Genomic DNA, 13320 nt, shown 5'->3' on the forward strand with positions numbered 1-13320 from the left:
GATGCGAAACACTTTAGGCGTATAGCTCAGTTGGTTAGAGCGCTACGTTGACATCGTAGAGGTCTCCAGTTCGAGTCTGGATATGCCTACCAATATTTACTGAGTAATCAGTGATTTAAAGCCCATCTTATTAGATGGGCTTTTCATTTTATGGTATTTTTGAGGAGTTAAGTATTTCTACTGTGTTGATTGGTTAGTGATTTAAATTTAAAATTATAACTAAGGGTAGCTAACAGGCGTGTTACATTAATTACACTTCATTTTCTAGGACACGCATTAATTGGGAGTTCAGCTCAGCCGTAATAATGTCTAAAACTTTTTGGTGTAGATACATCTATTTTTTTGATTTATCAAAGCAATACATAGGCTACATTTTTGAACAATTATATTTACACATTTACACTAATCTCAATACATATATATGCCAACAGTGTCTAGATCGATGCCGCAATTCAATTGGTTGATGATGCTTATTATGATTCCCTTGCAAATGCTATCTGGGGCAAGTACACCACGCAAAAGCATGCTAGAAACCATTCAAAATATCATGCTGATTGCACCGACAACGCATTTTGTAACATTGGCTTAAGCAATTTTATATCGAAATGCGGATTGGATGTGAGCAGGCCTTTCGTTTCTATGGTTAATCGAAATTGCAACAACATTTTTCTATGTATCTTGGCAGCGTTTTAAAAATACCATTCATACAATGGCTTAATAGGATCGATTGAGTTTGATGGCTGAAGTACAAATTGTGATTTGGGTGCATTAAGAGTTACACCACGCTTAATTTTTGCTACTATGTATTAAAATTGTTTAATAAAAGTAAATGACATGAAACACATTCTTGTACCAGCTCTGGTGGTGTTGGTCGTTTTATTAGGTTATCTCGTTTACTTGGAAGAGGAAACGAGAAAGCAGGCAGAACTGAACCAAGTTTTGACTGAATCTGCAAATTTATCGCTTGAAAAAACAGAAGCGGCTACACCACAGATTTTGCAAGTCACAGAATAAATGTAGAAATTTCTAACATGATGTTTAGTGATTGTCTTATTTATCACACTTTTGTTTGGTTCACATAAACGTAAAATTTTATCTTTAATTCAAAAAAAACTAGAATTTAAAAAAAATCCCTATGGTATAATTTGCCAATTGAAACTGCTTTATCACAACTCAATTGCATTATTTTTGAGTGTGACTGAAGTGAAAAAAGATGAACAAAGCTGCATAAAAATTTATGCGGCTTTTTTATTTAGCATTCCGAAATTTTGATTTTGATAAAATCAAATGATTGATTGTAAATTAAGTTTATCCTTTTTGTGATTTTACATGCTCATTGGGCAAATCTATTGTTGCAACTGACACAGGTTTTAAGTGCTGACTTAAAATTGAGTCATGCTACAAACTCAGTTTATTTACAGGGGCTAGGTCATGACGACTCCTAATCCATCCTCAGCGGGAATGCTTGAGCGCTTATTCAAATTAAGTGAAAACAAGACCACATTCCGTACCGAGATTTTGGCGGGTGTAACCACATTCTTAACTATGTGTTACATCATTATTGTCAATCCGATGATTTTATCTGAAACAGGAATGGATCATGGAGCTGTCTTTGTCGCCACCTGTTTAGCCGCAGCAATTGGCTGTTTAGTGATGGGGATTGTTGCCAATTACCCAATCGCACTGGCACCGGGCATGGGGCTGAATGCCTATTTTACTTATTCCGTTTGTTTAGGCATGGGTGTGCCTTGGCAAACGGCTTTGGCAGCAGTTTTTGTATCAGGGATGATTTTCATTGCTATTAGCATGTTTAAAATCCGTGAAGCAATTGTGAATGCCATTCCCATGTCATTAAAATTAGCCATTGGCGGTGGTATTGGTTTATTCCTTGCTTTAATCGCCCTTAAAAATGCAGGCGTTATTGTCGATAATCCTGCGACTTTGGTGGGCTTAGGTGACTTAAAACAACCAACAGTACTTTTAGCGCTATTGGGCTTTTTAATGGTGGTGGTGATGCATCACTTTAAAGTGCGTGGTGCAATTATCATCAGTATTTTGGTACTGACTGCTATTTCCACAGCTTTAGGTTTAAGTGAATTTAAAGGTGTGGTTGGAGAAATTCCATCTATTGCACCTACTTTTATGCAAATGGACTTTGAAGGTCTATTTACAGCAAGTTTAATTGGTGTAATTTTCGTATTTTTCTTGGTCGATTTATTTGACTCTACAGGCACTTTAGTGGGTGTTTCACATCGTGCAGGCTTGTTACAAGATGGCAAATTACCACGTTTGAAAAAAGCACTTTTTGCCGATTCTTCTGCAATTGTCGCAGGTGCGGCATTGGGTACATCTTCAACAACGCCATATATTGAATCATCTGCAGGTGTTGCAGCGGGTGGTCGTACAGGTTTAACCGCAGTGATTGTTGGCTTGTTGTTTATTGCTTGTTTATTCTTGGCGCCGCTCGCGCAATCGGTACCTGGTTTTGCAACTGCACCTGCCTTGTTATTTGTGGGCGTGTTGATGATTCAGGGCATTGTGCATATTGATTGGGATGATATTACCGAAGCAGTGCCTGCCTTCTTAACTATCGTGTTCATGCCATTTACCTATTCTATTGCCGATGGCATCGCCATGGGCTTTATTAGTTATGCCTTAATTAAACTACTCACTGGCAAAGCGAAGTCTGTACCTTATATGGTGTGGATAATTGCTGTACTTTGGGCATTAAAATTTGCCATGTTTGGCGGTTAACATTTTTAAACTGAAAAGGGGTGTAAACTCAGTTTGCACCCTTTTTTATTTTGATCAATTTCTAAAATTCTCCCATAAAATACAAAAAGGACAGAACATGAATCAACTTGAGCTAATCCGTGCATTACCTAAAGCAGAACTGCATGTGCATATTGAAGGTACTTTTGAACCTGAATTGATGTTTGCCATTGCACAGCGCAACCAAATAGATATCCCGTATCAGTCTGTAGAAGAAGTCAAACAAGCCTATAACTTTCATAACTTGCAGTCTTTTTTAGATATTTATTATGCAGGCGCACAAGTATTGCTACATGAGCAAGATTTTTACGATTTAGCGTGGGCATATTTTGAAAAATGTGCTGAAGACCGTGTGGTGCATACCGAAATGTTTTTTGACCCGCAAACCCATACCGAGCGTGGTGTGGCATTTGCAACCGTGATTAATGGCTTACAACGTGCTTGCGATGATGCGCAAACAAAATTAGGTATCAGTTCACATTTAATTATGTGTTTCTTGCGTCATTTAAGCGAAGATGCTGCATTTGCTACTTTGGAACAGGCTTTATCTTATAAAGATCAAATTATTGCAGTGGGTTTAGATTCAAGCGAAGTCGGGCATCCCCCTTCAAAGTTTGAACGTGTCTTTACCAAAGCACGTGAAGCAGGCTTTTTAGTCGTGGCACACGCAGGCGAAGAAGGGCCATCCGAATATGTTTGGGAAGCGTTAGATTTACTGAAAGTAAATCGTATTGATCACGGTGTGCGTTCTGAAGAAGATCCTGTATTAATGCAGCGTTTAATCGCAGAAAAAATGCCGCTCACGGTTTGCCCATTGAGTAATTTAAAGCTATGTGTGGTGGATGATATGACACAGCACAACATCCGCCGTTTATTGCAGCAGGGTGTTAAAGTGACCGTCAATTCAGATGACCCATCTTATTTTGGTGGCTATATGAATGATAACTTTGTTGCAATTAGCCAAGCTTTAGACTTAAGCAATGCTGAATTAAAACAATTGGCGATCAATTCTTTTGAAGCTTCATTTATTTCGGTTGAACAAAAGCAAAAATGGATTGAGCAAATTCAAGTATTGGCGTGAGTTAAACTGAATTCAGATTCGCTTAGATTACAAAGCAGCAGCTTAATTTAAGCTGCTGCTTGTGGGAGAACAATTTAAGTCGCTTTAAATTCAAGTTTTTAAAATTATTTACCTTGCTGCGTCATACTACGCAATACATCCTCTTTATCTATATAGTGATGTTTGAGTGCGGCAAATACATGCTCAACCAGCATTGCCCCTGCAAACCAAGACAAATAAGTATGCACAGGTTTAACAATTGTTAATAGTTATGGGTTCTTATCCACCCATGCTGGAATTTCAAATAAATACAGCACATGCACAAGTTTACCCACACTCTCCAACTAAACAGCCCGTAATTGGTAAGCATCCGGCTAACACAGCCTTACCAAGCGATCCTATAAGCCTTAATTTAGTTCCCACCTAAAAACAAGTGGGGACTTAATCCATGAACATGGATATATATTCAGCAACACCTCCTGTTGCTAAAAAACGCAGAACATACAGCAAAGAATTCAAACTCAGTATTGTCAATGCCTGTAAAAATCCTAATACCTCGATCGCTTCGGTCGCACTGCAACATAGTATTAATGCCAACCTTGTCAGTCGTTGGATCAGGATCTTCAGCCATCATGAGGGTGCCGTGCAGGATCCTACTCATGTGAATCCAGCATTTATGCTTTGCCTTACACTGCTGCAATCAGCCAACCTATTGATGAGAGGATCACGTTGTGTATCACCGTGCCTCATACGAATAATGATATTCAGCTAAAATGGCAGACATCAGAAATATCTGCTTTAGCAGAATTACTCAAGGCACTTGCAACATGATCCGCATTGATGAAATCTGGCTTTCTACCCAACCTCTGGATATGCGAGCAGGGATGGATACTGTCATGGCTCAGGTGGTGAGAGCCTTTGGCTACATCAAACCGCATTGTGCTTACCTGTTCTGTAATAAACGTGGCCATCGCATGAAAGTACTGGTACATGATGGATTGGGCATCTGGCTGTGTGCCCGGCGGCTGGAACAGGGCAAATTTCACTGGGCTCAAGTTCACCAAGGTGAAACCGTGGCCCTCAGCCCGGAACAGTTACAGGCACTGATCCAGGGTTTGCCCTGGCAGCGCATTGGACGACAGCAGGTGGTGACGATGCTTTAAACCAGGCTGCTCCATTCTGCTATTCTCCAAACGTTCTATTTCATTCTTCTCATGACCTCAGGCATACTGCGGTCATGAATACGCTGCCTGACTTAAGCCAACTGACCCATGAACAACTGCTGGAATTTACCAGACAGTTGGCGCTGCAGCATCAGTCTCTAGCACAATCAAACCAGCAATTAGATGCCAGAGTTCAACATCTTGAAGTCACCAATCAGCAATTAGATTCTAAAGTTCAACATCTTTCTATTCTCAATCAAAAATACGAGCATGAACTCGCACTATTTAAACAGCACAAATTCGGCAGTAAAAACGAACATCTCACTGCAAAACAAATCCATCTATGGGATGAAGCGGTTGAAGAAGATATTGCCGCGGTTGATCTGGAACTGGAACGGCTGAATGCAGATAAAACCGATGCAGCGACACACAAAGCCAAAGCAAATAAACCTAAACGTCGACTGCTGCCCGATCATCTACACACCATTCGTATTGAGCATGAACCAGCATCAACCCAATGCAGTTGTGGCTGCCAGTTACGTCGTATCGGCGAAGATATCAGTGAAAAACTGCATTTCAGACCGGCACAGTTCTATAAGGAACAGCATGTGCGTGGCAAATGGGTCTGTGATCAGTGTGACACCCTGACTCAGCAAGCGATGCCCGCCTATGTGATTGATAAAGGCATTGCTTCACCTGAACTGCTCAGCCATGTGCTGGTATCGAAGTATGCCGATCATTTGCCGCTGTACCGTCAGCGCCTGATCTATCAGCGGGCGGGCATTGATCTGTCCAGATCTACTTTATCTGACTGGATAGGTCGCTGCGGTGTGGAACTGGAACCTCTGGCCAATGCCTTAAAACAGGTGGTGCTGCAACAGCGGGTGATCCATGCCGATGAAACGCCGGTCACCATCATGCGGATGGGTGATGATGAGAAAAAACCGAAGAAAGGTTATGTCTGGGCCTATGCCACTACACAGTACAATCCAGTTCAAGCGGTGATCTATGACTTTCAGGATAGCCGTTCAGGTCAGCATGCAGAAGAGTTCTTGAAAGGCTGGCAGGGCTATCTAGTCTGTGATGATTACAGTGGTTATAAAGCACGCTTTAAATCAGGCGATGTCATTGAGGTGGGCTGCATGGCGCATGCACGTCGTAAATTCCATGAGCTACATGTGACTGGGAAAAGTCAGATCGCTGAACAGGCATTACTGATGATTCAGAAACTGTATGCGATAGAAGCAGAACTCAGGAAAAAGACCGATGGTACAGCGGAAGACCGCCGCGAATACCGACAACAGCATAGTCAACCAGTGATGCAACAACTATATGAATGGCTCAACCAACATCATCTGACAGTGCCATCGAGTTCTCCCACCGCCAAGGCCATCAATTACACTCTGAAGCGTTGGCCAGCTTTAAGCCGCTATCTGGATGATGGCAATCTACCTATTTGCAATAATTGGGTCGAGAATCAGATGCGTCCCTGGGCGTTGGGGCGCAAGAACTGGCTGTTTGCAGGTTCGCTGCGCAGTGGTCAGCGAGCGGCAAACATCATGACGTTAATCCAGTCAGCAAAGCTGAATGGGCTGGATCCGTATGCCTATTTAAGTGATGTGCTGAAAAGGTTACCGACACATAAAGTGACCCAGATTGAAGAGTTACTGCCACACTGCTGGAAACCTAAATTGAATTAAAAATTGGTATGGGATTCAGCGGACGCTTACCGTAATTGGAATCGCAAGCAGCATAAAAAACAGACCCAAATGTCACAAATGCGCTTATGTTTTCATCAAAGATGACATGCTGTCAGGCAATTGCGGCACAGGGTGGGTATAACGCCAAAATAAGCGAATCACCCATAAACTATAATTGGTGTAGCGATATTTTACGCAGGGTAATCACATCACCTTTGAAGCTGTCATCGGCTTCATCGCTTATAAGGTTGCCACTAAAAAACCGATTGCCCGTGCGGCAATAAAAATAATCGCCATGAGCAAATGTAAAAATTCTGCGGTACGGGTGTAATATGAGTGAGAACTGTTCATGTTGTATTTCAGGCTAATGGATGCTTGCATGCTATACAACCGCATGTGGTAAAAGTATCTACCTGCAACAGAGTGTTGAAAATCTGCAATGCTGAAAAAAATAAAGTTCTTATTAAGACTAGGCACATGAATGTAGAAATTGCAAAAAGCTATTCCTTCGCCAAACAAGTTTAGGCACAATAGCGGCATTGTTTCATCCAAATGACTTGAATATTAAATACAGGAAATATCCATGAAAAAACTACTCGCTGTATTGGCACCTATCGCTTTGGCTTTATCTGCATGTACCACAACTACAGGTACTACTACAGGAACGACAACTGCACCGACAGCAACTCAACAATTGGGTATGACGGCTATTAAAATTGCAATTAATGCCAAGTGTGTGACTGAATTAAATAACATTCCTGCATGGCACACTGCGACACGTGTGATGACAACAACGCAAAAGCAAAATGTTCAAGCTGAAATTTGTGGCTGTGTCAGTGAAAAAGCACCACAAAACGTGACTGCAGTAGATTTAGCCACAGCAGCAATTGACCCTGCTGCCCGTGCAACGATTGTGAGCAACGCGGTATCAAGAACCATTAATGCATGTGTGGCAGAAGCAGTAAGATAAGTTTAGTGACTCTGTACAATTAAAAAAGGGTGCATGATGACGCGCATTGTGAGATAGGCTGAATATTTCAGCCTTTTTTTAGGAAAAAGATGATGAAAATTGCGGGTGTTGATGAAGCAGGCCGTGGGCCTTTAGTAGGTTCTGTTGTTGCCGCGGCAGTTATTTTAGATCCGAATAACCCGATTGAAGGTTTAAATGACTCTAAAAAATTGACAGAAAAAAAGCGTGAAAAGTTGTTTTATGAAATTCAGGAAAAGGCTTTAGCTTGGGCAATTGCAGAAGCATCTGCAGCCGAAATTGATGAAGTGAATATTTTGCAAGCGTCGTTATTGGCGATGCGTCGTGCGGTAGAAGCTTTGTCTATTCAACCTGAGCATGTCTTGGTCGATGGCAATAAAATTCCGCAAGGTTTAGCAATGTCGTGTGATGCAGTTGTGGGGGGAGATGCTTTACATGCAGAGATTTCGGCAGCCAGTATTTTAGCCAAAGTGGCGCGAGATCGTGAAATGGTGTTGCTTGACCAAGCATTTCCACAATTTGGTTTTGCTAAACACAAAGGTTACCCAACCAAAGCACATTTTGAAGCGATTGCACAGCATGGTGTGATTTCGGCACATCGACGAAGTTTTGCACCTGTGCGAAAGGCTTTAGAATTGATGGAAAAATAACATTAATTTTCATGTAAAACTATTGCTGAGTTGTAGGTAAAACATCCTGTACATAATCAGAATCAGCGAGCAACATCGAAATGGGGCAAGTTTTAAAAAAGCATTCAGCAGAAAAATTTAAAGCGGCAAATGAGCCGCTTTATATTCAATTACCTTAAACGTTTAACGATTAAAGTCATTTTGCGAGTAGTTATCTTCTTCAAATGATGGTTGATAATCTTGATCTAAGTGTTGCAAATGCTCATGCATGGCACGCTCGTGTTGAATACGTTGATAGATTTCTTCACGATGAACCGATACTTCTTTTGGCGCATTTACACCAATACGAACCTGGTTACCTTTGACACCAAGCACAGTCACGCTAACTTGGTCCCCAATCATTAATGTTTCTCCGACGCGTCGGGTGAGAATCAGCATGTTTATCTCCTTGCAAAATGCTAAACCTGCATTGATTTTTAAAGCAATTAAAAAGCTACAACCAAATAAAAACCAGTAAATTTTAACGGAACGTATCATTATTTATTATATAAGATACAGCGTTGCCAAAATTTATGAAAGCATGTTGCTCAATATAACAGAGCCACTATAAAAAAAACTATAGTGGCTCTAATTTTTTGTACTTTTTCGCAAAATTTGTCAGACAATTACATTTTCTGACAGGGACGCATTAAGCGCGTGCGCTAGACTCTCCGCTTTCACGATCTAGACCAAATACAGTGTGTAAAGTACGAACTGCAAGCTCTAGGTAGTTTTCTTCAATGATTACTGAAATTTTAATTTCAGAGGTAGAAATCATAAGAATGTTAATGCCTTCATCAGCAAGGGCGGTAAACATTTTGCTTGCAACACCCGCATGTGAACGCATACCTACGCCTACGATGGATACTTTTACAATGTCGTCACGTGTAGCCACTTCACGCGCACCAATTTCTTTTGCAGTTGCTTCAAGAATTGATTTTGCTTTGGCAAGCTCGCCACGGTTTACAGTAAAGGTAAAGTCAGTTGTACCATCTTCTTCTACGTTTTGGATGATCATGTCGACTTCAACATTGGCAGCGCCGATAGGTGACAAGATTTTAGATGCAATACCTGGCTCGTCAGGCACACCTAAAATAGTTAATTTTGCTTCGTCACGGTTAAACGCGATACCTGAGATGATAGGTTGTTCCATGTTGTCTTCCAATTCAGTAGTAATGAGTGTGCCGACATTTTGTTTAAAATCTTCGTCGAATGCGCCATCATCGTCATTATCAAAACTTGATAATACACGTAAAGGTACTTGGTATTTACCTGCAAATTCAACTGCACGAATTTGCAATACTTTAGAACCTAAAGACGCCATTTCTAGCATTTCTTCAAAAGAAATACGATCTACTTTTTTAGATTTTGGTGCGACGCGTGGGTCTGTGGTGTAAACGCCATCTACGTCAGTATAAATTTGACATTCATCAGCTTTCAATGCAGCAGCAAGTGCAACGCCAGAAGTATCAGAACCACCACGACCTAAAGTAGTGGTGTTACCTTCGGCATCAAAACCTTGGAAACCGGCAACCACAATTACACGACCTGCATCTAGGTTTTCAGTCAATACATCGGTATTGATTGATTCAATACGTGCTTTGGTAAATGCGCTGTCAGTTTGAATACCAACTTGGCGACCAGTTAGTGATTTTGCCGCAACGCCAGTAGAATTAAGCGCCATCGCTAACATCGAAATCGTTACCTGTTCGCCTGTAGACACCATTTGGTCTAATTCACGCGGATCAGGGGTTTCGGTAATGGCTTTCGCGAGAGCGAGTAGGCGATTGGTTTCGCCACTCATGGCAGAAACGACAACCACTATTTTGTGGCCATGATCATGCCAGCGCTTCACACGACGAGCAACATTTAAAATGCGCTCGGGAGTACCCATTGAGGTACCGCCATATTTTTGAACGATTAGTGCCATAGTTGTTCCATATAAGCCATGACCCTGAATTTACCTGCTCAGGGTCAGTTACACAAAAAGTGAGATTATTTTGCCGCAAGCCAAGCAGTTAAACCTGCCATCACCGATGCAAAGTTCTCGTTAAGTGGCGCGCCACCTTGTGCCAAATCAGGTTTACCACCACCTTTACCACCTAGTTCTGTAGCTAAGTATTTGATGATGTCTCCTGCTTTAATCGTAGCAGTAAAGTCTGGTGCAACAGAAGCGATTAAGCTGACTTTATCGCCTTCTACACCTGCAAGTACAATCACTGCTTGGTCGAGTTTGGATTTTACACCGTCGTGTAAGTTACGCAGTGATTTTGCATCCATATTTTGTACAGTCGTAATGAGCGTGGTACGTCCAGCAAGTTCTTGTACTTGACTTAAAAGTTCAGCTGCTTGGAAATGCGCTAATTTTTGATTGAGCTGTTCAATCTGCTTTTGAAGGCTAGATGCTGTATTGACCAATGTATGCACTTTTTCTAAAGTCTGGTCTTTTTGTGCTTTCAACAAAGCATTGATACTGTTGATATCACGTTCAGTTTTTTGAACGGCATCAACGGCTTTGCTGCCTGTAATCGCTTCAATACGACGCACGCCAGCTGCAACACCACCTTCAGAGATGATTTTGAATAAGCCAATATCGCCCGTACGTTTTACGTGAATACCACCACACAGTTCAATGGAGAAGTTTTTATCTTCGATCATAGAACCCATAGAAAGTACGCGAACTTCATCACCATACTTTTCGCCAAATAGCATCATCGCACCTTTGGCTTTCGCTGCTTCAATGTCTAATAGTTCAGTAGACACGGCAGTGTTGGCAATGACTTCTGCATTGACCAAGCGCTCAATTTCTTGCAATTGCTCAAATGACACAGGTTGGTCATTGGCAAAGTCAAAACGTAAAATGTCAGAGGCAACCAATGAACCTTTTTGTTGTACATGCGCACCCAAAACTTGACGTAGGGCAGCATGTAACAGGTGTGTTGCAGAGTGATTGCGTGCAGTTGCTTCGCGGATATCTGCTTTTACAATGGCTTCCACCGCTTGCGCAGCTTTTAAACTGCCCATGGTAACAATACCTTGATGAACAAAGGCACCGCCAGATTTTTTGGTGTCTTGAACTTCAAAAATACCGGTTTCGTTTTTGAATAGACCTGTATCGCCAATCTGACCACCGCTTTCTGCATAGAACGGGGTTTGATTGAGTACGATCAAAGCTTCATCGCCTTCAACGACTTCATCAACTTGTTCGCCATCTTTATAAATAGCCACAATTTGACCCTGACCAGTCGTTGCGTCATAGCCATCAAATTGAGTTTCGCCTTCAATTTTTACAATTGAGTTATAATCAACCGCAAATTTACCTGCATCGCGTGCACGTTGACGTTGTGCTGCCATTTCAACTTCAAAGCCTGCTTCGTCAATGGTCAAGTCACGTTCACGTGCAATGTCTGCTGTTAAGTCAGTCGGGAAACCGTAAGTGTCATAAAGTTTAAATACTACTTCGCCTGGAATGACTGACCCTTTAAGCTGTGCCAATTCACCTTCAAGCAATTTCAAACCTTGCTCAAGCGTTTTGGCAAATTGTTCTTCTTCTTTCAGTAATGCTGCCTCAATACGCGCTTGATTTGCTGCAAGTTCAGGATATGCATCACCCATGACTTCAATGAGTGGCTTCAACATTTTATGGAAGAATGAACCTGTTGCGCCTAATTTGTTGCCATGACGTACTGCACGACGAATAATACGACGTAATACATACCCACGACCTTCATTCGATGGATTCACCCCATCAGCAATCAGGAAGCAGCAAGAGCGAGCATGGTCTGCAACCACTTTGAGCGAAGCAGGGTAGTCCACAGGCTTGCCAGTTTGTTGTGCTGTTGCTTCAAGAGCAGTTGTGTCTAAACCAATAATCTGAGCTGCATTTTTGAGTAAGTGCTGGAATAGATCAATTTCGTAGTTTGAGTTAACATGTTGCAATACTGCGGAAATACGTTCCAAACCCATGCCTGTATCGACAGACGGTGCTGGAAGTGGGTGCAGTACACCATCCGCAGTACGGTTGAACTGCATGAATACATTGTTCCAGATTTCAATGAAACGATCACCATCTTCTTCAGGCGTGCCTGGTAAGCCACCCCAGATATGATCGCCATGATCATAGAAAATTTCAGAACAAGGACCACAAGGACCTGTATCACCCATTGCCCAGAAGTTATCTGAAGCATATTGACCGCCTTTGTTGTCGCCAATACGAATAATACGAGAAGCATCTAAACCAATTTCTTTGTTCCAGATGTCAAACGCTTCATTATCGGTGTGATAAACCGTAGCATATAAACGCTCTTTCGGTAGCGCCAACCATTGTTCGCCTGTTAGAAATTCCCAAGCAAATTTAATTGCATCACGTTTGAAATAATCACCAAACGAGAAGTTACCTAACATTTCAAAGAAAGTATGGTGACGTGCGGTATAACCCACATTGTCTAAATCGTTGTGTTTACCGCCTGCGCGTACACATTTTTGTGACGATACAGCGCGCACATAATCACGTTTTTCCAGCCCTAGGAAACAGTCTTTAAACTGGTTCATACCCGCATTGGTAAATAATAAGGTTGGGTCGTTGGCAGGTACTAGAGAACTCGATGCGACACGTGTATGCCCTTGCGATTCAAAGTAACGCAAAAATGCTTCACGAATTTCAGCTGATGTCATAAAACGAGTACTCACAACCAAGTCACTCCATAATTTCCGATTTGGCTAAACACAGGACAGTCTGACAAAAATAATTCTTTTGCTGTCATGCAGGCTTAAAATTTTAAAAACGCCAAATTATAACGGAAAAAGCCATTATCACCAATCATTTTAGTGTGAATAGATGACAATTCTGACACAAACTATGTTGCTATTACGCAGAATAAATCTTTGCAATAGAAGATGATGAACATTTACATTCAAAATAAGCGCTTACTGCAGGTCGTGTAATATGCCGAACTGCCATGAAACGCAA

The 13320-nt window shown here is 41.6% G+C and carries 11 protein-coding genes, 1 tRNA gene and 2 pseudogenes; 9 read left to right on the plus strand and 5 right to left on the minus strand.

The features are described from left to right. Positions 1-15 precede the first annotated feature (15 nt). The 4 genes from AC0T5Z_RS05195 to AC0T5Z_RS05210 all read left to right on the plus strand — a co-directional run bounded on the left by AC0T5Z_RS05195 (position 16) and on the right by AC0T5Z_RS05210 (position 3853). Positions 16-92, plus strand: a tRNA-Val gene (locus AC0T5Z_RS05195). Between the two features lie 742 nt (positions 93-834). Then, on the plus strand, positions 835-1014 hold the full coding sequence (locus AC0T5Z_RS05200; protein WP_291335218.1) for a hypothetical protein: 180 nt from the start codon (positions 835-837) through the stop codon (positions 1012-1014). A gap of 417 nt (positions 1015-1431) precedes the next feature. Continuing rightward, a complete protein-coding gene (locus AC0T5Z_RS05205) occupies positions 1432-2754 on the plus strand; it encodes an NCS2 family permease (protein ID WP_291335216.1) in 1323 nt (440 codons plus the stop codon). Between the two features lie 97 nt (positions 2755-2851). Then, the gene (locus AC0T5Z_RS05210) at positions 2852-3853 is read left to right on the plus strand and encodes an adenosine deaminase (RefSeq protein ID WP_291335214.1); all 1002 of its coding nucleotides are present in this window, start codon (positions 2852-2854) and stop codon (positions 3851-3853) included. Positions 3854-3957: 104 nt separating this feature from the next. Here AC0T5Z_RS05210 and AC0T5Z_RS05215 read toward each other — a convergent pair whose 3' ends face one another. Then, entirely contained in the window at positions 3958-4080 is a 123-nt protein-coding gene (locus tag AC0T5Z_RS05215) for a hypothetical protein (protein ID WP_435337440.1), read from the minus strand. Between the two features lie 200 nt (positions 4081-4280). Between AC0T5Z_RS05215 and AC0T5Z_RS05220 the strand changes: the two are divergent. From AC0T5Z_RS05220 to tnpC, 3 genes and pseudogenes are all read left to right on the plus strand, one after another. After that, positions 4281-4663 (plus strand): annotated as a pseudogene (locus AC0T5Z_RS05220) (transposase). Then, positions 4660-4995, plus strand: coding sequence for an IS66 family insertion sequence element accessory protein TnpB (gene tnpB, locus AC0T5Z_RS05225; protein WP_000618087.1), 336 nt, complete (start codon positions 4660-4662; stop codon positions 4993-4995). The pseudogene AC0T5Z_RS05220 and the gene tnpB overlap by 4 nt, the downstream one beginning before the upstream one ends. Before the next feature lie 74 nt (positions 4996-5069). Continuing rightward, positions 5070-6695, plus strand: coding sequence for an IS66 family transposase (gene tnpC / locus AC0T5Z_RS05230; protein WP_435337624.1), 1626 nt, complete (start codon positions 5070-5072; stop codon positions 6693-6695). A gap of 87 nt (positions 6696-6782) precedes the next feature. On the opposite strand, the pseudogene AC0T5Z_RS05235 reads toward tnpC, so the two are convergent. Continuing rightward, positions 6783-7046, minus strand: a pseudogene (locus tag AC0T5Z_RS05235) (cytochrome b); the annotation flags it as partial. A 232-nt stretch (positions 7047-7278) separates the two neighbouring features. On the opposite strand from AC0T5Z_RS05235, the gene AC0T5Z_RS05240 reads away from it, so the two are divergent. Together AC0T5Z_RS05240 and rnhB are read left to right on the plus strand one after the other, a co-directional pair. Next, positions 7279-7665: a hypothetical protein gene (locus tag AC0T5Z_RS05240; protein WP_236162293.1), complete on the plus strand. Its 387-nt coding sequence runs from the start codon at positions 7279-7281 to the stop codon at positions 7663-7665. 89 nt (positions 7666-7754) lie between these two features. Further along, on the plus strand, positions 7755-8333 hold the full coding sequence (rnhB, locus tag AC0T5Z_RS05245; protein ID WP_291335212.1) for a ribonuclease HII: 579 nt from the start codon (positions 7755-7757) through the stop codon (positions 8331-8333). A 162-nt stretch (positions 8334-8495) separates the two neighbouring features. Here the strand turns inward: rnhB and csrA are convergent, their stop codons facing one another. The 3 genes from csrA to alaS all read right to left on the minus strand — a co-directional run bounded on the left by csrA (position 8496) and on the right by alaS (position 13040). Further along, on the minus strand, positions 8496-8750 hold the full coding sequence (csrA, locus tag AC0T5Z_RS05250) for a carbon storage regulator CsrA (RefSeq protein ID WP_004971589.1): 255 nt from the start codon (positions 8748-8750) through the stop codon (positions 8496-8498). 250 nt (positions 8751-9000) lie between these two features. Further along, positions 9001-10281: an aspartate kinase gene (locus tag AC0T5Z_RS05255; RefSeq protein ID WP_435337690.1), complete on the minus strand. Its 1281-nt coding sequence runs from the start codon at positions 10279-10281 to the stop codon at positions 9001-9003. A 65-nt stretch (positions 10282-10346) separates the two neighbouring features. Next, positions 10347-13040, minus strand: a complete 2694-nt coding sequence (alaS, locus tag AC0T5Z_RS05260) for an alanine--tRNA ligase (RefSeq protein ID WP_435337692.1) — start codon at positions 13038-13040, stop codon at positions 10347-10349. Positions 13041-13320 lie beyond the last annotated feature (280 nt).

It is taken from the genome of Acinetobacter pengchengensis, from assembly GCF_982235305.1.

What these genes read in the sequence shown, in the direction of transcription:
- AC0T5Z_RS05200 (WP_291335218.1), top strand. Translation starts at nt 835, where the DNA reads ATGAAACACATTCTTGTACCAGCTCTGGTGGTGTTGGTCGTTTTATTA.
- AC0T5Z_RS05205 (WP_291335216.1), top strand. Translation starts at nt 1,432, where the DNA reads ATGACGACTCCTAATCCATCCTCAGCGGGAATGCTTGAGCGCTTATTC.
- AC0T5Z_RS05210 (WP_291335214.1), top strand. Translation starts at nt 2,852, where the DNA reads ATGAATCAACTTGAGCTAATCCGTGCATTACCTAAAGCAGAACTGCAT.
- tnpB (WP_000618087.1), top strand. Translation starts at nt 4,660, where the DNA reads ATGATCCGCATTGATGAAATCTGGCTTTCTACCCAACCTCTGGATATG.
- tnpC (WP_435337624.1), top strand. Translation starts at nt 5,070, where the DNA reads ATGAATACGCTGCCTGACTTAAGCCAACTGACCCATGAACAACTGCTG.
- AC0T5Z_RS05240 (WP_236162293.1), top strand. Translation starts at nt 7,279, where the DNA reads ATGAAAAAACTACTCGCTGTATTGGCACCTATCGCTTTGGCTTTATCT.
- rnhB (WP_291335212.1), top strand. Translation starts at nt 7,755, where the DNA reads ATGATGAAAATTGCGGGTGTTGATGAAGCAGGCCGTGGGCCTTTAGTA.
- csrA (WP_004971589.1), bottom strand. Translation starts at nt 8,750, where the DNA reads ATGCTGATTCTCACCCGACGCGTCGGAGAAACATTAATGATTGGGGAC.
- AC0T5Z_RS05255 (WP_435337690.1), bottom strand. Translation starts at nt 10,281, where the DNA reads ATGGCACTAATCGTTCAAAAATATGGCGGTACCTCAATGGGTACTCCC.